General features: G+C 37.2%; 18 protein-coding genes, 1 tRNA gene and 1 riboswitch. Of the genes, 9 read left to right on the top strand and 10 right to left on the bottom strand.

The window, feature by feature from the left end; translation table 11 throughout:
• The first annotated feature begins 56 nt into the window (after window positions 1-56).
• Together B5X53_RS15140 and B5X53_RS15135 are read left to right on the top strand one after the other, a co-directional pair.
• Window positions 57-683 carry a hypothetical protein gene (locus B5X53_RS15140; protein WP_079714078.1) on the top strand — a complete coding sequence of 209 codons (627 nt, stop codon included), beginning with the start codon at window positions 57-59 and terminating at the stop codon, window positions 681-683.
• A gap of 246 nt (window positions 684-929) precedes the next feature.
• The gene (locus B5X53_RS15135; RefSeq protein WP_079714077.1) at window positions 930-2,147 is read left to right on the top strand and encodes a S41 family peptidase; all 1,218 of its coding nucleotides are present in this window, start codon (window positions 930-932) and stop codon (window positions 2,145-2,147) included.
• A gap of 38 nt (window positions 2,148-2,185) precedes the next feature.
• Here B5X53_RS15135 and B5X53_RS15130 read toward each other — a convergent pair whose 3' ends face one another.
• The 6 genes from B5X53_RS15130 to gpmI are packed head-to-tail and all read right to left on the bottom strand — an operon-like array spanning window position 2,186 to window position 6,866.
• On the bottom strand, window positions 2,186-2,950 hold the full coding sequence (locus B5X53_RS15130) for a class I SAM-dependent methyltransferase (RefSeq protein WP_079714076.1): 765 nt from the start codon (window positions 2,948-2,950) through the stop codon (window positions 2,186-2,188).
• 19 nt (window positions 2,951-2,969) lie between these two features.
• Window positions 2,970-3,533, bottom strand: a complete 564-nt coding sequence (locus B5X53_RS15125) for an HNH endonuclease signature motif containing protein (RefSeq protein ID WP_079714075.1) — start codon at window positions 3,531-3,533, stop codon at window positions 2,970-2,972.
• Complete coding sequence (map, locus tag B5X53_RS15120; protein ID WP_079714074.1) at window positions 3,517-4,341, bottom strand: type I methionyl aminopeptidase; 825 nt, start codon at window positions 4,339-4,341, stop codon at window positions 3,517-3,519. The genes B5X53_RS15125 and map overlap by 17 nt, the downstream gene beginning before the upstream one ends.
• A 9-nt stretch (window positions 4,342-4,350) precedes the next feature.
• Window positions 4,351-4,758 (bottom strand): BT0820 family HAD-type phosphatase, encoded by a 408-nt coding sequence (locus B5X53_RS15115; RefSeq protein WP_079714073.1) that lies wholly within the window; start codon window positions 4,756-4,758, stop codon window positions 4,351-4,353.
• A gap of 49 nt (window positions 4,759-4,807) precedes the next feature.
• A complete protein-coding gene (locus tag B5X53_RS15110; RefSeq protein WP_079714072.1) occupies window positions 4,808-5,341 on the bottom strand; it encodes a TlpA family protein disulfide reductase in 534 nt (177 codons plus the stop codon).
• 7 nt (window positions 5,342-5,348) lie between these two features.
• A complete protein-coding gene (gpmI, locus tag B5X53_RS15105; protein WP_079714071.1) occupies window positions 5,349-6,866 on the bottom strand; it encodes a 2,3-bisphosphoglycerate-independent phosphoglycerate mutase in 1,518 nt (505 codons plus the stop codon).
• Window positions 6,867-7,255: 389 nt separating this feature from the next.
• Between gpmI and B5X53_RS15100 the strand changes: the two genes are divergently transcribed.
• Window positions 7,256-7,999: a murein L,D-transpeptidase catalytic domain family protein gene (locus tag B5X53_RS15100; protein WP_079714070.1), complete on the top strand. Its 744-nt coding sequence runs from the start codon at window positions 7,256-7,258 to the stop codon at window positions 7,997-7,999.
• On the opposite strand, the gene B5X53_RS15095 is transcribed toward B5X53_RS15100, so the two are convergent.
• Genes B5X53_RS15095 through B5X53_RS15085 form a run of 3 tightly spaced genes read right to left on the bottom strand, consistent with a single transcriptional unit; the run spans window position 8,000 to window position 10,524 of the window.
• Window positions 8,000-9,643, bottom strand: a complete 1,644-nt coding sequence (locus tag B5X53_RS15095; RefSeq protein WP_159447910.1) for a L,D-transpeptidase family protein — start codon at window positions 9,641-9,643, stop codon at window positions 8,000-8,002.
• A 43-nt stretch (window positions 9,644-9,686) separates the two neighbouring features.
• Window positions 9,687-9,968 carry a GNAT family N-acetyltransferase gene (locus tag B5X53_RS15090; protein ID WP_079714068.1) on the bottom strand — a complete coding sequence of 94 codons (282 nt, stop codon included), beginning with the start codon at window positions 9,966-9,968 and terminating at the stop codon, window positions 9,687-9,689.
• A gap of 4 nt (window positions 9,969-9,972) precedes the next feature.
• The gene (locus B5X53_RS15085) at window positions 9,973-10,524 is read right to left on the bottom strand and encodes a ClpP family protease (RefSeq protein WP_079714067.1); all 552 of its coding nucleotides are present in this window, start codon (window positions 10,522-10,524) and stop codon (window positions 9,973-9,975) included.
• 206 nt (window positions 10,525-10,730) lie between these two features.
• Here B5X53_RS15085 and B5X53_RS15080 point away from each other — a divergent pair.
• The 5 genes from B5X53_RS15080 (at window position 10,731) to B5X53_RS15055 (ending at window position 14,192) form a co-directional block, all read left to right on the top strand.
• Window positions 10,731-10,803, top strand: a tRNA-Gly gene (locus tag B5X53_RS15080).
• A 524-nt stretch (window positions 10,804-11,327) separates the two neighbouring features.
• A riboswitch (TPP riboswitch) is annotated at window positions 11,328-11,416 on the top strand.
• Window positions 11,417-11,484: 68 nt separating this feature from the next.
• Window positions 11,485-12,210: a class I SAM-dependent methyltransferase gene (locus B5X53_RS15070; RefSeq protein ID WP_079714065.1), complete on the top strand. Its 726-nt coding sequence runs from the start codon at window positions 11,485-11,487 to the stop codon at window positions 12,208-12,210.
• Complete coding sequence (locus B5X53_RS15065; RefSeq protein ID WP_232764118.1) at window positions 12,207-13,265, top strand: AIR synthase family protein; 1,059 nt, start codon at window positions 12,207-12,209, stop codon at window positions 13,263-13,265. The genes B5X53_RS15070 and B5X53_RS15065 overlap by 4 nt, the downstream gene beginning before the upstream one ends.
• Entirely contained in the window at window positions 13,262-13,924 is a 663-nt protein-coding gene (locus B5X53_RS15060) for a thiamine phosphate synthase (protein WP_079714064.1), read from the top strand. Before B5X53_RS15065 ends, B5X53_RS15060 begins: the two co-directional genes overlap by 4 nt.
• Window positions 13,902-14,192 carry a Trm112 family protein gene (locus B5X53_RS15055; RefSeq protein ID WP_079714063.1) on the top strand — a complete coding sequence of 97 codons (291 nt, stop codon included), beginning with the start codon at window positions 13,902-13,904 and terminating at the stop codon, window positions 14,190-14,192. Before B5X53_RS15060 ends, B5X53_RS15055 begins: the two co-directional genes overlap by 23 nt.
• Before the next feature lie 159 nt (window positions 14,193-14,351).
• Here B5X53_RS15055 and rho read toward each other — a convergent pair whose 3' ends face one another.
• A complete protein-coding gene (rho, locus tag B5X53_RS15050) occupies window positions 14,352-16,019 on the bottom strand; it encodes a transcription termination factor Rho (RefSeq protein WP_079714062.1) in 1,668 nt (555 codons plus the stop codon).
• 197 nt (window positions 16,020-16,216) lie between these two features.
• Between rho and B5X53_RS15045 the strand changes: the two genes are divergently transcribed.
• The gene (locus tag B5X53_RS15045; RefSeq protein ID WP_079714127.1) at window positions 16,217-16,627 is read left to right on the top strand and encodes a DUF4293 domain-containing protein; all 411 of its coding nucleotides are present in this window, start codon (window positions 16,217-16,219) and stop codon (window positions 16,625-16,627) included.
• The last annotated feature ends 385 nt before the right edge of the window (window positions 16,628-17,012 follow it).

Raw genomic sequence — 17,012 nt, 5'->3', positions numbered from 1 at the left:
ATATAGCATTTATTGGTAAAAACTTATATTGGTGAGTAATTAAGAACTTTAAAATTATGAAACAACTCTTACTCCTCATTTTTCTAATTCCTATACTCACAAATGCTCAAGCAAAATCTATTGAGAATTCTGATGTTGTGAATGTTTCCATACAAAATGGTCTGGAAGATTCAGATTTACAAACCTTATTTGATTTTGAAAATATTAATTATTCTGAATTTTCTTTTCAGGGAAAATCAATTGAGGGGAAGTATTTTGTGATAAGAATGAAAGAATTTTCGAATGGCGATTTAATAAATACAACAACTTTATTTGATGAAAGGGGCAATGACTACTTTAAAATAGATTCTACGCAAACATCATTTAAATTTCTAAGTAAAATTGGGAACGAAGATCTTAAAACCTGGATTAGAGGCAATAGTTTTGGGAGCAAACAATTGTACTTTCCTATTAATGACAAAAATGGAAATTATGTAGCCAAAGATTTCTTTGGAGCTAAAACAGTTCTGGAAGAAAATATGAATCATCCTTTTTACATTTTAGCCATAATTACTCCAAATAGAAACCCGGACGGATCAGCATCCTATTGCAGGGTCGCACAATCGGAAATAGATCCTGACAATTTTGGTAAAGAATTCAATATTCCACATTATTATTTAGTTGAAATAGAATTTACCAACTAAATATTAGCATTCCGCTTAGTAATTAGTAACAAACAATAATTTGAATTGTCTTTATTAAAACCTTTTTGATGTTATTTAAAAGATTATGCCTTCTTGTTTTCATATTTTCCGGAATAAATCTCTATTCTCAAATTTCCGATAGCTTAAAAAATACAGTGTGGATTCAGGAGGGTTACGATAGAATTTTAAAAAATTGAAGATTCTACTTATTCCTATTTTAATAATGATAAATATGAGTGCGCAACTTTGGTAGAGGGGAAATTTACCGGAAGGTTTAAGATTGTAAAAAGCACGGCCGACCACTTAATTTTGAATCCGGGAGGGATTGTAGATTATAGGTTTAAAAGGACTAAAGAATTACCGGAAACATGTAGGCGGAGAAACACTAAAAAAGAAAAATCTTTCGAAACCAATTTTAAGGCATTTTGGGAAACCTTCGATAAAAATTATGCCTTTTTTGAAGAAAGAAATTTAAACTGGCAAAAAGTATATAATAACTACTTGCCAAAAGTTAAAAAACTAAAGACTAAGCGCGAATTTGCTTTAGTTCTGCAGGAGATAATAGGAAAATTCAAGGATGGACATATAAACCTTGAAATTCCAGATTCAATTTTGGAAAATCAGTCAAAATCTAAGTCGGTTGAAAGCTCAATTACCAAAGACCACATAGTTTCCGCAATAGACTCAATCTACCTGAAAGAAATAAATTCTTATAATAACGGGGTAATAAAATGGGGTAGTGTGCAAGATTCTAATATTGGTTATATAAGAATAAGCGATATGAATGATTTTGCGAATTACGTTCCAAAAGAATATCAAAACACCGCTAAATTTGATAGTATTTATAACCTGAGCAAATACTCAGCAGAACCTTTGGAGCAGTTTCAGGATGAAATTAACGGGATTAACCGGATTATGAAAAAGGTGCTCATTGATTTAAAAGATAACGATTCAGTGGTAGTAGACCTTAGGTTTAATGGCGGCGGATATGAAACGGTTGCCTTAAGGTTGTTAAGCTATTTTGTTTCAGAAGAAAAAGAGATAATAAAAATAAAAGCAAGGATTGAAAATGGATTTACACCTGCTCAAAAAATTTCTTTAAAACCAGAAACAAAGAATCCTAAGAAAATCTACTTATTAATAAGTCCTGTAACCGCTAGTGCTGCCGAAATTTTTGCGCTTGGTTCCCTTAGGTATTCTAATATCGAAATTCTGGGTACGAAAAGTGCAGGAATCTTTTCAGAAATATTATGGAAAAAACTTCCCATTGGCTGGGAATATAGTCTCTCTAATGAAGTTTATATGGATAGGGAAGGGCGTCCTTACGAAAAAGAAGGGGTTCCAGTAGATTACGAATTAAATTATCCCACGGAAAGGTTTAAATTTTATAAAAGTTTCTATTCAAATAATAAATTTTCAGACCTTGCAATTGAAAAAGTACTAAAGGGTGATTTTAGTGATTAGTAAATGTTTTTCTTTTTTTTGAAGTCAAATTTATTTTTTCATTTATAACAAACCGGTATCACTTCCCCTTTAGCCAGTCGATATTTGTTGATTTCTTCTGGAGATAAATTTTCAGTATAATTTACTTCTTCTACCTTAAATCCTACACTTCGTAATTTTTCAAAATAATCCCTGCCGTAGATTCTAACGTGGTCATATTGGCCAAAAATTCGTTCTCGCTCTTTTCGGTCGGTTATGGAATCATCTTCAAAGGTTTGTTCCCTGTTTAAATCTTGCGGAATTTGCAAAATTGCCGTGCCGCCGGGTTTTAGAATGCGGTATAGTTCCTGAATCGCTTTAGTATCATCGGGAATATGTTCTAAAACGTGGTTGCAGAGAATAAAATCGAATTTATTTGCTTCAAAAGGTAAATCGCAAATATCAGCCTTTACATCGGCTAAAGGTGAATTAAGATCGGTGGTAGTGTAAGCCAGGTTTTTTAGTTTTTTAAAGCGCTTATAAAAAGCCTGTTCAGGAGCAAAATGTAATACCTTAAGATTTTTACTGAAAAATTCAGTTTCATTTTTAAGATATAGCCAGAGTAATCGGTGCCGTTCAAGAGAAAGGGTAGAAGGAGAGAGTACATTCTCCCGCTGGTTTATATATCCGTAAGGTAAAAATTTAGAAAAGCTTCTCCCATCAATAGGATCGGAATATTTATTCCCACGCAACGCATATTTAAAGAAAGGTTTTACCCAATAACTTAACCTGATAAGCAATGGTCTTGGAAGGGTGTTTAAAACTACTTTAAAAAGCTTACTCATTAAAATTTGCTAACGCGGTTCAGACTTTAATATCGCCCCAGTTTTCACCAGATTTAATTCGGTAAAGTTGCATTTCCGAAACTCCAAATTGTTTAGCTAAAACCTTGATCCTGGTTTTCCTTTTTGGATCTAAAAGTTTCTTTTTTAATATTACAGCTTGAGCATAGGTAAGTTTAGAATAAGTAACAACACGTCTCAATTTTCTTTTGCGCTTATTTTCCTTAACTCCGGGACTGTTGTGTTGGTGTTTTACCCATTCTTCCTGGGTGGTCCAGGCAAGATTCTCTAAGCGATTGTCGTCTTTTTTAAAATTCTTATGTATTACGAATTTATCGTCCTCTTTCTTGTCAAGAAAAAGTTCGGCCACAATGCGGTGAACGTAGTAAGCTTTGTGTTTTCCATTTTGAAGCCTTGGCGAGAAACTGGTGTACCCGTTAGTGCGACCGCCATTTATTAATTCCCCTTCAGGATTTTGCACATAGCTAATTATTCTGCCATAATTGGAAACATCATAAACAAAACGGTCCTGCCATTCTTCTTTATGAAGTCTTTTCCAAATTTCACCTCTAAATTTCTTTACCATACACCTGGGCTTTAAACTCATCTTCTTCCTCACTCACAATTCCTAAAGCTTCATAAATATAACCGAAGGTAGATAATAATTGTGGTTTACCGTCTATTAGGGCTACATCATGTTCAAAATGAGCGCTAGGTTTGTTATCTGCAGTTAAGATGGTCCACCCGTCTGGCAATTGCTTTATTCTTCTGGTGCCCAGGTTTATCATAGGTTCAATGGCCACAACCATGCCTTCTATAAATTTCTTCCCACGACCGCGTTTTCCATAGTTGGGCATTTCGGGATCTTCGTGCATCTTTGCACCCAATCCGTGACCTACCAATTCTCTCACTACGCCATAGCCTCTATCTTCAGTATATTTTTGAATGGCATAACCTACATCACCCACACGGTTACCAATTTTAAATTCCCTGATGCCAACATAAAGCGATTCTTTGGTGGCTTTTAAAAGGTCTTTGACTTCCGCTTTTACCTCGCCAACTTCAAAAGTATAAGCGTGATCACCGTAAAATCCGTTTTTTAAAGCGCCACAATCTATAGAGATAATATCGCCTTCTTCTAAAGGTTTATCATTAGGAATCCCGTGTACTACCTGCGCATTAGGACTCATACAAAGTGAGTTCGGAAAATCGTACATTCCCAAAAAACCCGGTTCAGCACCGTGATCACGAATAAACTCCTCGGCCATTTTATCTAACTCTAAAGTAGTTACGCCGGGTTTAATATGGGGTGCAAGCATTCCCAGCGTTTTAGACACGATTAGTGCGCTTTCGCGCATCAGTTCAATTTCTTCAGGGTTTTTGGTAATTATCATATACTGAATTTAAAATCGGCCAAAAAAACCGAATTTCTTCTTTTGCTTTTTATTTTCTCTAATTATAGCTCTGTCTTTCAATCTTTGGTAAATCTCTCCCCAACCCCACATCCCGCCTATATTGCGATCGTCTATAAAAATATCGGCCAGGATCTTACGACTAATATTTTCTTCAAAAACTTCTTCAGGGTAACTTTTGTTAACTGCGTAAAAGTGAATTCCTCGCTTTTCGCAAAATTTCACTGCTTCCTCCAGTTTATCCTCAGCCCGATATGTCCATAAAATCAATCGGTGCCCATCCTCCTGAAGTTTTTTAAGGGTTTCAAAAGCAAAAAGCCTTGGTTTCCCTATCTCCGGAAATTTATTTTCTACAATAGTTCCGTCAAAATCTACTGCAATGGTTAAAGTATGGGGCATAACGCAAAATTAGTAAGATTTACCGAATTTTAACTTCGGAAGTGTCTCTTTATTCAGAATAGGGATCTGTGTATTCTTTTCCTTCAACTATTTTAGCGATATCTTCTTCGAGGCTTTCTATAGAATACTCTACAAACCTGTTCACTTCCTTTCCATCTTTCAGAAAAATAATGGTAGGAACACGATGAACTTTGTATTCTTCATCCAAATCTCCGGGAGCTTTTTTAGCCCGGTTTACAGCAATATTCTTGAGATTTTTTCTATTAAAATCAACTTCATCTAAAAGCCTAAAAAACTTTGGGATTTCGTAACGGCTATCACCACACCAGGTTCCCATAAACAGAAGAATTTCATAATCGTGAATATTCTTTTTAATACTTACTAAAGCTTCTTTTTTAGGCTTGTAATTTTCATAACCGGGAGTGAACCACCGGGAATGCGGTGCTTTTTCCAAATCGGCCTGAGTGAATTCACCTATAAGGATTTCTGCTGAATTTTTATTTTCTATAATAGATTTTTCATCTGAAACCTCTCCTGAAATTACTGAAAATCCCAAAAAAAGTAATAATACTTTATTAACCATTTTAAAATTAAATTAGTGGGTCCTCAGTCATCATTTCCGGCTGATCTATACCCATTAGCTTTAAGATAGTCGGTGCGATGTTCCCCAACTTACCACTTTTAATAGACTTTACGTCTTTATCCAGTAAAATCAACGGAACCGGGCTGGTGGTATGTGCCGTGTTCGGACTACCGTCTTCGTTAATCATAATCTCACTATTCCCGTGATCTGCAATTATTAAAACCGAATAATCATTTTCTAACGCTGCTTCAGCTACATCTTTAGCACAGGAATCTACGGTTTCAACGGCCTTTACTGCTGCATCAAAAACTCCGGTGTGGCCAACCATATCTGGATTTGCGAAATTCAGACAAATAAAATCTGCCGACTCTTCTTTAAGTTCAGGAATAATTTTATCCCTAATTTCAAAAGCGCTCATTTCTGGCTGAAGATCGTATGTGGCTACTTTTGGAGAACTGCACATTAAACGTTTTTCGCCTTTAAATGGTTTTTCCCGGCCACCACTAAAGAAGAAAGTTACGTGGGGATATTTTTCGGTTTCAGCAATTCTAATTTGCTTTTTACCCATATATTCCAGGACCTCGCCCAAAGTAGATTTAATATTATCTTTTTTGAAAACTACGTTTATACCCTCAAAACTATCGTCATATTTAGTTACCGTTACATAATACAAGGGTAATTTCTTCATATTATATTCAGGAAAATCGTCCTGGGTTAAGGCTTGGGTAAGTTGTCGCCCTCTATCAGTTCTAAAGTTGAAAAAGATAACAACTTCCTTCTCTTTTAGAGTTGCAACGGGCTCGCCGGCCTCGTTGGTCATTACAATTGGTTCAATAAACTCATCACTTACCTTATTTTTGTAACTTTTGGCAATGGTTTCAGCAGCATTGGTGCTTTTGGCTCCTTCACCTTTTACAATAAGATCGTATGCTTTTTTAACTCTTTCCCAGCGTTTGTCACGGTCCATCGCGAAATAACGCCCTATAACTGAAGCAAGTTTTCCATTGGTTTTTGCCAAATGTTCTTCAATTTCTTCAATAAAACCTTTTCCCGAATGTGGGTCTACATCACGACCATCGGTAAAAGCGTGAACGTATTTTTCTTTTACTCCAAATTCTTCTGCAGCCGAAAGCAATCCTTTTAAATGATTGATGTGCGAATGCACTCCACCATCACTTAAAAGCCCCATAAAATGAATGGGTTTGTTGTTCTTTATCGCATAATTAAAAGCCTCTTCTAAAACAGGCTCGTCTTTTAATGTGTTCTTTTCAACCGCCATATTTATTTTTACCAAATCCTGGTAAACAATTCGGCCGGCGCCAAGATTCATATGTCCTACTTCACTATTTCCCATTTGTCCTTCCGGAAGTCCAACCTGCATCCCGTCAGTGCGCAATTCGGCGTGCGGGTATTTTTCCAGGATACTATCCATAAAAGGAGTTTTTGCTTTGGCAATAGCTGATACGTCGGGGTTTTGCGTGATTCCCCAGCCGTCTAAAATCATTAGTAGAACTTTCTTATTCATAATATTAGTTAATTTGAGCATAAAGATAAAAACAAATTGGTGGTATGCTAAATGCACACTCCCTAATCTTTTATTAAATATAGAAGCTGAGCCAATTTTTGAAGTATTTCCTCTAATTTTTCATTTACATAAAAGTTGAAATCTTCTATCAGAAAAATTATTTTAAAATTTTAACATTCTTAGCCATACTCTGGAATACTTTTTTTATAAATACTGCGTTTTTGAAATACCCCAAAGTGAAACGATAATATGCTGAAGTTTAGATTTATAAGCCTATAAATGTTAAAATTTGTATTCTCAGGCCTAAAAAATTTAATTAACCGAAATATTTTGTATGTTGGCATCACATTTGGAATAAATTAACAGAACATTAATTTAAAACAACGTGTATGATTTATAGAATTCTGACTGTATTTGCTGTATTAACCTTCTCTTTTGCATTTACAACTACAGATAATTTAGATTCCAACCTTGAAAATTCAGAAATAGCGGCAGTCACTTCGCCGGTGTTTGAAGATAATACTAAAACAAGTTTTGAAACTAAGGTCGCTGATCTATACAGCGAGTTCTCTACCAACAATAGCAGTATTCCTGCAAAGCCTGTTTTCGAAAAAGCTATGAAAGGCTATGACCAACTTGAAGAAAAAGGAAAAGTAGGAAAGAAAATACTTACCGTGATAGATTTCGGACTTTCTTCTACCCAAAAACGTATGTGGATTATGAATATGGAAACTAAAGAAGTATTATTTAATACTTATGTTTCCCACGGAAAGAATACCGGGGGTGAATTTGCAACCAAATTTTCTAACACCGTGAATTCCCTGCAAAGTTCTCTGGGATTTTACGTTACCGCTGAAACTTATTATGGTAAAAACGGATTATCGCTTTTTATCGATGGAATGGAAAAAGGCTTTAACAGCAACGCACGAAAGCGTTATGTGGTAATCCATGGGGCAGATTATGCTGAGCCTAATTTTATAGATAGGTTAGGAAGATTAGGAAGAAGCTACGGTTGTCCTGCAGTACCAAATACAATCGCTAAAGATGTGATAGATACTATTAAAGAAGAATCTGTAGTATATATTCACAAAAACGATAATAATTATTTGAATAATTCTTCCCTGCTGAATTAATTAATTCGCAGTAAGTAATTTATAAATGGCAGCATCTCTTTTGTAGATATCTTCTGCAAAACGGGTGCTGCCATTTTCGTTCCAGGCCGTCCAGTAAAGATGATGTACTTTCACTTTTTGTGTGATCTTAATAGTGGTGGTTTTACCGGAATCAAGGATTTTCTTAATCTTTTCATCATCGTATTCGGGCTGATCGCTAAGCAACATTTTTGCCAGCTCTAAAACATCCTGTACCCTAACACAACCCGAACTTTGCGCCCGTAAATTTTTGTTGAAAAGCGATTTTGAAGGTGTGTCGTGCAAATAGATCATATATTTATTAGGATAAATAATCTTAACCAACCCAAGCGGATTCGCCGGCCCCGCTTCCTGCCTAAAAGTATAGCTTTTTACTTCAGAAGAAGACCAGTCAACCTCACGTGCAGATAATCGCTGTCCGCTGCGATTAAAAATGCTGTAGTTTTTTCGGGAAATATAATCGGAATCATTTTTTGCTGAAGGAATTACATCTCTACTTTTAATAGTAGGAGGGATAGTCCAGGTAGGATTGTAAACTATATGTTCTACTTCATCGGAAAAAACCGGGGTCTTTCGGGCTTCAGTACCAACCATTGTACGATGCGTAGCCACGGTATCTCCATTTCTAACAAAATGTAACCGGTAATTCGCAATATTCACTACAATATGTTGATCGCCTAAATCTTTAGGATACCAGCGCCAGCGTTCCAGGTTTACGAGTATTTGTTCCAGGCGATCCTGATAAGTTTTATTCAGGGTCTTTATTGTGCCGCCCCCAATCACACCATCTGTTTCTATTCCATATTTTTCCTGGTATTGCTTTACCGCTTCTTGTAGCGGTTCATCGTATACTGTTGCAGTATCCACAATCTCTTTATCCCAATATCCCAATTCTTTTAAGCGGCGTTTTATATTAGGAATGCGGTCATCCTTTTCATCGGCTTTAATACTTTCCCCTTCTTCGGAAATTATCGTGGGATTTTCTCCGTTTTCAGCAAGCTTTCGGTATTCTTTTAAAGAGCGTTTCAGTCCTTTATAAACTTCGTGTTTAGGAACAACTGAATCTATTGCCGCAATGATATTGTTCTGCTGAACTCCATAATTTAAAAGCCCGGGAAGATCAATTATATTATTTTCAACCCCCCAAATGCTATAAATTTCTTTGGGATTCAACTTACCCGAATTATAATCCGAAGCAAGGCCAAAAAAAGCATCGGTAAGAATAATTTCGGTTAGGCTGAGTTCTTCATCATCTAACTGCGATAAATTAGCGAGTGAATTTTGTAGATAAGTTAAATGATAATCTTCGGGTTCCAGGCCGTCTTCAGTGGCTCTTTCAATGCTTCGGTAGAGATCTTCACGCAGGGCTCTTTCGGTCCAGATTGGGGTATAATCCCTTTTTGAATAAATAGAATCCAGCAAATTAGCGTGCTGTAAATCAATATTTCCTACCGAATTAGAAATCCCCGGAAATTTTTTGGCAATTAAATCGGCTGAAGCGAGTTTTTCAATGACTTCTGCTTCTTCCTCTTTAGTAGTTTCAATTCCGGGCTCCCTGTTTTTGTCATCCCCGCAGGAAATAAAAAAAACAAAAACAAAAAGCATTAAAAATTTAAAAAACTTCATAGGAAAAAGCAGGTTCATAGGTCTTTTGGGGATAAACGGGGAATTATGCCCTTACGTCTTTGTAAGACTCATTTCGGTCAAATTGGACTTCGGCAAAAGGGCATAAAGGATCTATTTTATAGTTATGCTCACGAGCAAAATCTACGCTATGCGCCAAAAGCTTTGTGGCAATTCCCTGGCCTTCCAGTTCCGGTCTTACCTCGGTGTGATCTATGGTAAGAACATCATCCGGCTTTTTGGTATACGTTAATTCTGCATAGATGCCTTTTTCGTCCTCCACGAAAAACATTCCGCGGCTATCATTTTCTCGGTGTTTAATATCCATAGTTTTATTTCTTAAAAATACCGTCTACAATTCCGTAATCCTGAGATTCCTGTGCGTCCATCCAGTAGTCACGGTTAAAATCCTTAAGCACTTTTTCCTGGGTTTGCCCGCAGTTTTCTGCAAGAATTTTAGCGCTAAGTTCTCTTGTTTTTAAGATCTCGTTTGCCTGAATTTCAATATTGGAAGCTTGGCCGCGAGCACCGCCCATAGGTTGGTGAATCATCACTTTCCCGTGGGGTTGTATAAATCTTTTGCCTTTGGTTCCTCCGGAAAGTAAAATGGAACCCATAGAGGCAGCCAAACCGCTACAAATTGTAGAAACAGGGCTATTTAAACTCTGCATGGTATCGTAAATTGCAAATCCATCGGTTACATAGCCACCGGGACTATTAATAAAAAACTGGATTTCTTTATCGCCTTCCATATCAAGATATAAAAGCCTGTCTATAATATGTTTAGCCGATTTATCATTTACTTCACCCCAAAGGAAGATTTTACGTTCTTTAAGGAATTTTGCGTCTATTAGGTCCTGGGTTTTACCGGGTTTATTGCTCATAAAAAATTATTTTAAAATATATACTGTTAGGCATTAAAAATAAGATTTATTTGTCGGAACACTCGTTTTTTCATTACCCATTTAACAAGATTTTATCGCTTGAGTTTGGTTTTTTACTGAATACAAGTTACAGAGGATTAAACAGCCGAAAAATTTTAATTTTCCTTTGGAATTTGAAAACTTTAAACTTTATATTTGCAGGGCAGGCGGGAGTAGCTCAGTTGGTAGAGCGTCAGCCTTCCAAGCTGAATGTCGCCGGTTCGAACCCGGTCTCCCGCTCTAGGGAAAACCTCAACAGAAAAGTTGGGGTTTTTTTATGGAAGAGAATGAGAAAAGAAACCCATGGGGTGAGAAATTTATCCCGATTGAAGCCGGTAGGGCGTAATATCGGGGAACCCGGTCTCCCGCTCTAAAGAAAATCTCAACAGAAAAGTTGGTTTTTTTATAAAAAGAATGAAAAGAAAACCACCGGGTGAGAAGCCTGCCCCTGGTTAGAGCTTGATCCGGCTGTCCCATATAATTTTTTACGTCATCCTGAATTTATTTCAGGATCTAAGTTGTGAAAATTAGTAAAATATTAGAAACTGAAACAAGTTCAGTTTGACGAAATTAAACTCTTACGGCCTACGGGCTGCCATCCGTTTCCAAAAGGGGTGGTAGCATCCTTGATAATAAGAAGAAAAAATATAGGATATTATATTATTTTCAAACAGAGAAAAACTTTCCTCTTCCTGCTTTATTTTGTATTTTCCCTTCAGATAATTCGTCAAATAAATAATATAAAGAGTTAATATAACCAGATAAACTCACGCACGGGGTGCCGCAAGGCTGAGATAACACCCGAAAACCTGATTTGGATAATGCCAACGTAGGGATGCAGGATTAAAATTTCCATTTTAAGACTCCATGTTTTCGGCATTTTCCGGGTAGCGTGGAGTTTTTCTTTTTTAAAAAATAAAGATGGAAATTGAAAAGAGCAGCCGATTTGAATTACTCCCCGTAAATCATCAGAACTGGCAAAACAGGGAAGAATGGTTTTTTAACCGCAAACATACAGACACCTACGAGCAGTGGTACGAAGGCCGTTACAAGCGTGCCGAGGTCTGGCAGAAAAAGGTAATGGAACAACTTGTTTCTAAAGATATACGAGTAAAAACCTTGCTAGAGTTTGGTTGTGGGACCACGCGCTTCACAAGATGGTGGAAAGAAATAGGAATCGAGGCTACCGGTGGCGATATCTCTCCACTTATGCTTTCGCAGGCAGTACATTTATTTGAAGGAGATCTTGTCATGGCAGATTCTCACTATATGCCTTTTAAAGATCATACTTTTGACTCACTGGCTTTTATAACCACTTTTGAATATTACAAAGATCCGGTAAAAGTTATTCGCGAAGCAGCCAGGGTTGGAAAATACGGTATAGCCCTGGGAATGATGAACAGGAATTCTACCAAAGTAGTTCGTCGGCGGGTCCAGGAAATTTTTGGCGCTAACCCATTTTATCTTACCGCCACTTTTTATACGCCTAAAAAACTTACTAAAATCATAGAGGAAGCCCTCCAGGGACGGGAGTATAGTATAGAATGGTCATGCACCGGCTTGCCAAAATGGTTCCCGGTTCAGCAATGGGGATTACCATATGGTGATTTTTTCGGGTTGTATGTAGAATTTAAAGATGTAAAATGATGGGTGAAAAATTAGGAAAAATAGCCGAAGCAGAATTAGAAGGATTTATCCTGGAAAATTGTGGGCATACTCGTAAGGAAGTCAGCACAAAACCCGGGTTTGGGGTAGATGTTTCATTAGTAGATTTACCAGATAACTTAGCCTTAATATCCACAAGTGATCCATTGTCGCTTATTCCCACGCTCGGCTTAGAAGAATCTGCCTGGCTTTCGGTACATCTTATGGCCAACGATATGGCAACTACCGGATTTGCACCCCAATATGCACAAATGGTGCTAAACTTACCGGCATCACTTTCCAGGGAAGATTTTAAAACTTACTGGAATTATATTCATCAATTCTGCAAAGAAATTGGAGTGGCTATAACCGGTGGACATACCGGATTTGTAGAAGGTCAGAATTCAACAATTTCGGGCGGGGGAACTTTTTTTAGCGTGGCTCCCAAGAAAGAGATTATTCTTTCTAATGGCGCAGAGGAAAATGATGTAATTCTGGTAACCAAAACCTGTGCGCTTTCTTCTTCTGCATTATTAACGATGAGTTTTCCTGAAACCATAAAAAACAAATTAGGACCACAAACCTATGAGACAGGCTGTGAAATGTTTTGGCAAACCTCTTCTTTAAAAGACGGACTTGCAGCCGTAGGAGCCGGGGATAAATTTCCGGAAATTCACGCTATGCACGATGTTACTGAAGGTGGTGTGCTTGGGGCAGTATATGAAATGGTTAAAGCTTCGGGTAAAGGCGCCCTTATTTATGACGAAGCTTTGCCGGTAACTTCGTGGCAAAAAGAAGTTTGTAAACTTTTTAAACTGGATTACAGGGAGATTATAGGCGCGGGTTCAATGATAATATCCTGTGAAAAGGGAAAAGAAGAACAAGTTATTTCTCGTTTAAAAGCGGAAAATATTAATTGCACAGCCGTTGGAGTAATTAAAGCTCAAGAAGAGGGTGTTAAGATCGCTAAGGCTGATAAGATTAAAAGTTTAGAATATAAAACCGAAGATCCTTACTGGAAAGCCTTTTTTACCGCGATTAAATCTGGTTGGAAATGATAAAAAAGCCACAAATAAAAGAAGGAGTATACCTCGTTGTAGATCCGCAAATGGAGAAAACTGTTTTAATAAGCAAACTAAAGCAGATTGTGGATATAAGTGAAATTGCCGCGGTCCAGGTGTGGGATAATTTTAAAAATATTGAGAATCAAATTTCGCTTATAAATGAAATCTGTAAAATTTTTAAAAACTACCAGGTTCCGGTTTTACTGAATAATAACGGGAATCTTTTAAATCAAACTGAAGCAAATGGGGTGCATTTTGATGAGATCCCAAGTAATTTCAAAGAGATTAAAAAAAACATTTCATCAAATGCTTTAATGGGATTAACCTGTAATAATAACCTTGAGACTGTAAAATGGGCCGCGATCAATAAGTTGGATTATATTTCATTTTGTTCAATTTTTCCTTCTTCAACCGCCAATAGTTGTGACTTAGTAGATTTTGAGATTATTAAGGAAGCCCGGAAAATTACCGAAATGCCTATTTTCCTGGCGGGAGGAATTAAACCTTCCAATATGCACTTACTTAAAGAATTAGATTTTGAAGGAGTTGCGGTGATCTCAGGAATAATGAATGCCGAAAATCCTTCAATTTCAGCAGAAAATTATAATTCAGAATTTAAAAAAATAAAAAATGAGAACTTCCACAATAGATAAATTATGCTGCCCTTTTGATAAAAATGACCTGGAACTCACTTCAATTTCAAAGGATATTGAAGGAAAAATTATAGAAGGTTTTTTAAGTTGTAAGAAATGTAAACGTATTTATCCAATAATAAAGGGCATTCCAATTATGAATCCAGACGAATACCGGGAATTAAAACTGGAAGCCCCACTAATAGAAAAATGGAACAAACATTTAAAAGGTAAAAAAGTTGAAAATTTCAGGTTGGTTGATACAGGGGTGAATAATTTAGAAGAATAGAAACAACCCCTGCGGCCACCCTGCCCGACTTAGTCTTTCAGGCGGGCTCCCTTTGGAAATAAGGGGAGGAGCGAAAAGATTATTTAGTTAAAATTTCAGTATAAAAAAATCCGGAAACTGTAAAGCTTCCGGATTTTATATTTATAACTAAAAAAGGTTTTATCCGTTCATCGAGATTAGAAACTCTTCGTTGTTTTTAGTTTGCTTAATCCTGTCGTTTATAAACTCCATGGCTTCAATAGGGTTCATATCGGCAAGATATTTACGCAATACCCACATTCTTTGCAGTGCAGCTTCGTCTAATAAAAGATCGTCGCGACGTGTACTTGAAGAAGTAAGATCTATTGCAGGGAAAATTCTACGGTTTGCAATTTTTCTGTCTAATTGCAGTTCCATATTTCCTGTTCCTTTAAATTCTTCAAAAATCACTTCGTCCATTTTAGAACCGGTATCGGTCAGGGCGGTAGCTATAATTGAAAGCGAACCTCCGTTTTCAATATTACGGGCAGCACCGAAGAATCGTTTTGGTTTGTGAAGGGCGTTGGCATCTACACCACCACTTAAAACCTTACCACTGGCAGGTTGTACCGTGTTATATGCACGCGCCAGACGTGTAATAGAATCCAGAAGGATTACCACATCGTGACCACATTCTACCAAACGTTTTGCTTTTTCTAAAACAATATTGGCAACTCTCACGTGTTCGTGTGCTTCCTTATCAAAAGTAGAAGCTACTACCTCACCACGTACGTTACGTTGCATATCGGTAACCTCTTCAGGACGTTCATCAATTAGTAAAACTATTTGATAAACTTCAGGATGGTTTGCCGCAATTGCGTTTGCAATATCCTTAAGCAACATTGTTTTACCGGTTTTAGGCTGGGAAACAATCATACCACGTTGGCCTTTTCCAATAGGGGAAAAGAGGTCCATAATACGGGTAGACATGCTGCTTTGCTTTTCAGCAATATTGAATTTTTCCTTAGGGAAAAGCGGAGTTAAGTGCTCAAAAGAAACACGGTCTCTCACTACCTGCGGATCCAATCCGTTAATTTTGTTGATTTTGATTAAGGGGAAATATTTTTCGCCTTCTTTTGGAGGTCGAATTTGCCCTAAAACAGTATCTCCGGTTTTTAATCCGAATAAACGAATTTGTGACTGGGATACATAAATATCATCTGGGGAAGTAAGGTAGTTGTAGTCTGAAGATCTAAGGAAACCGTAGTTATCCTGCATAATATCCAGTACACCTTCACTTTCTATAATCGCGTCAAACTCATAATCAGGTTCACGGTAGCGGTTTCGTCCGTCACGGTTGCCGACATCGCGGCCTCCATTGCTTTTGTTACTGCTATTGCTACGTGTATCTTTTTTCTGATCGCGAGGATTGTTTTTACTTGCGTGAGAAGAATTGCTATTGTCTTCTCTTGGTTTTTGTTCCTGCTTTTTAGGCTCCCTGGCTTTTGCCGGTGTATCTTCTTTTTTAGGAGAAGAATTTTCCTTTCTGGCAGGGGCAGGGCGGGGCTCTTTGGTTTCTGCCGTTGCAGCAGCCCTTGGTGGTTTTTTATTGCTTCCTACTTTCCCGCCTTTCTTAGGCTGTGGCTTTTCTGCAGTTTTATTGCGCTCGTCACTTTTAGGAGTTTCTTCCTTTTTAGTATCGTCGGTTAATGCTTCTTTAGCTTTTTTAGGATTTGCAGCCTGATAGTCCAGGATTTGATATACAAGGTCTAGTTTTTTTAAAGTCCTGAATTTGGGAACATTTAAAGTTTTAGCGATATCCTGCAGCTCAGGCAGCTTTTTAGCTTTTAATTCTGAAATTTCAAACATGAATAATTAAGAATAAATTTGTGTTTGGGTTGATTGTTAAACTTCTCGAGGAAGAATCGAAAAAAATTTGGAGACTTAAGTAACCTGTTTTGAATTGGTTACGAAATGTTCCTGCAAGTATACAACTTTATTTTAATATTTTAAATAGCATTTCTAAAAAGAATCTTTATTTTTGTTCGCGAATTCCACCAGAAGTTATGCTACAAAGAATACAAACAGTATATTTACTTATTGCTGCCATTATAAGTGGCGGACTTATTTTCGTATTTTCACTTTGGGAAAATTCTGAAGGTGTGGCAATGTTTGCAGAAGATTATCTTATGGTTTTTATTGCATTTCTTGCTTCAGCTTTATTATCTTTGGTGAGTATTTTTATGTTCAAAAACAGAAAGCTTCAATTTGTATTGGGGCGCCTAAATATTTTATTAAACTTTTTTTTACTAGGAGTGTTTGTTTATTGGTCGCTAAGTTTACCTGGAGAAATGGATATTTCAGAGAAGGGTATTGGGATGTTTCTTCCAATCATTTCTATCGTTTTTCTTGTTTTGGCCAATAAGGCCATTAAAAAGGACGAAGATCTCGTAAAATCTGTGGACCGATTACGATAAGCCTATCATCTTAGTAGTATTAGTGCGTGAAAACCCGAAGTGAAAGCTTCGGGTTTTTTAGTGGTGTGCCGTGCATGGCATATCACTTGACGGTGCAAGTCCGTTATGGGGGTTTATAGCTACCTATCATTAGCCAAAGGCAAGGGTGTCCATCGTGAGGTGGAATCTGAAGGAAGCCTGCGGCAAAGTTCCGGTCCGAGGAACACGAACATCATATAAGGCATAGCTGATCTGGATGAGCTTGCCATACAAAGCGAAGTCCTAAAGCTATACGGAGATCAGGGTGTAGATGATGCGGATATATGGAATGAAAGTGATATGTCTTACCGCGGGAGATCTCACAGACATAGGTGAAACAGTGTATGAGCCTATGGTTGAAACAAGA

It is taken from the genome of Salegentibacter salinarum (assembly GCF_900168115.1).
GTDB lineage: Bacteria > Bacteroidota > Bacteroidia > Flavobacteriales > Flavobacteriaceae > Salegentibacter > Salegentibacter salinarum.
The sequence above is the reverse complement of the archived record's forward strand: the minus strand, read 5'-3'. Positions and strand labels throughout refer to the sequence as shown.

What these genes read in the sequence shown, in the direction of transcription:
- B5X53_RS15140 (WP_079714078.1), top strand. Translation starts at nt 57, where the DNA reads ATGAAACAACTCTTACTCCTCATTTTTCTAATTCCTATACTCACAAAT.
- B5X53_RS15130 (WP_079714076.1), bottom strand. Translation starts at nt 2,950, where the DNA reads ATGAGTAAGCTTTTTAAAGTAGTTTTAAACACCCTTCCAAGACCATTG.
- B5X53_RS15125 (WP_079714075.1), bottom strand. Translation starts at nt 3,533, where the DNA reads ATGGTAAAGAAATTTAGAGGTGAAATTTGGAAAAGACTTCATAAAGAA.
- map (WP_079714074.1), bottom strand. Translation starts at nt 4,341, where the DNA reads ATGATAATTACCAAAAACCCTGAAGAAATTGAACTGATGCGCGAAAGC.
- B5X53_RS15115 (WP_079714073.1), bottom strand. Translation starts at nt 4,758, where the DNA reads ATGCCCCATACTTTAACCATTGCAGTAGATTTTGACGGAACTATTGTA.
- B5X53_RS15110 (WP_079714072.1), bottom strand. Translation starts at nt 5,341, where the DNA reads ATGGTTAATAAAGTATTATTACTTTTTTTGGGATTTTCAGTAATTTCA.
- gpmI (WP_079714071.1), bottom strand. Translation starts at nt 6,866, where the DNA reads ATGAATAAGAAAGTTCTACTAATGATTTTAGACGGCTGGGGAATCACG.
- B5X53_RS15100 (WP_079714070.1), top strand. Translation starts at nt 7,256, where the DNA reads ATGATTTATAGAATTCTGACTGTATTTGCTGTATTAACCTTCTCTTTT.
- B5X53_RS15095 (WP_159447910.1), bottom strand. Translation starts at nt 9,643, where the DNA reads ATGAAGTTTTTTAAATTTTTAATGCTTTTTGTTTTTGTTTTTTTTATT.
- B5X53_RS15090 (WP_079714068.1), bottom strand. Translation starts at nt 9,968, where the DNA reads ATGGATATTAAACACCGAGAAAATGATAGCCGCGGAATGTTTTTCGTG.
- B5X53_RS15085 (WP_079714067.1), bottom strand. Translation starts at nt 10,524, where the DNA reads ATGAGCAATAAACCCGGTAAAACCCAGGACCTAATAGACGCAAAATTC.
- B5X53_RS15070 (WP_079714065.1), top strand. Translation starts at nt 11,485, where the DNA reads ATGGAAATTGAAAAGAGCAGCCGATTTGAATTACTCCCCGTAAATCAT.
- B5X53_RS15065 (WP_232764118.1), top strand. Translation starts at nt 12,207, where the DNA reads ATGATGGGTGAAAAATTAGGAAAAATAGCCGAAGCAGAATTAGAAGGA.
- B5X53_RS15060 (WP_079714064.1), top strand. Translation starts at nt 13,262, where the DNA reads ATGATAAAAAAGCCACAAATAAAAGAAGGAGTATACCTCGTTGTAGAT.
- B5X53_RS15055 (WP_079714063.1), top strand. Translation starts at nt 13,902, where the DNA reads ATGAGAACTTCCACAATAGATAAATTATGCTGCCCTTTTGATAAAAAT.
- rho (WP_079714062.1), bottom strand. Translation starts at nt 16,019, where the DNA reads ATGTTTGAAATTTCAGAATTAAAAGCTAAAAAGCTGCCTGAGCTGCAG.
- B5X53_RS15045 (WP_079714127.1), top strand. Translation starts at nt 16,217, where the DNA reads ATGCTACAAAGAATACAAACAGTATATTTACTTATTGCTGCCATTATA.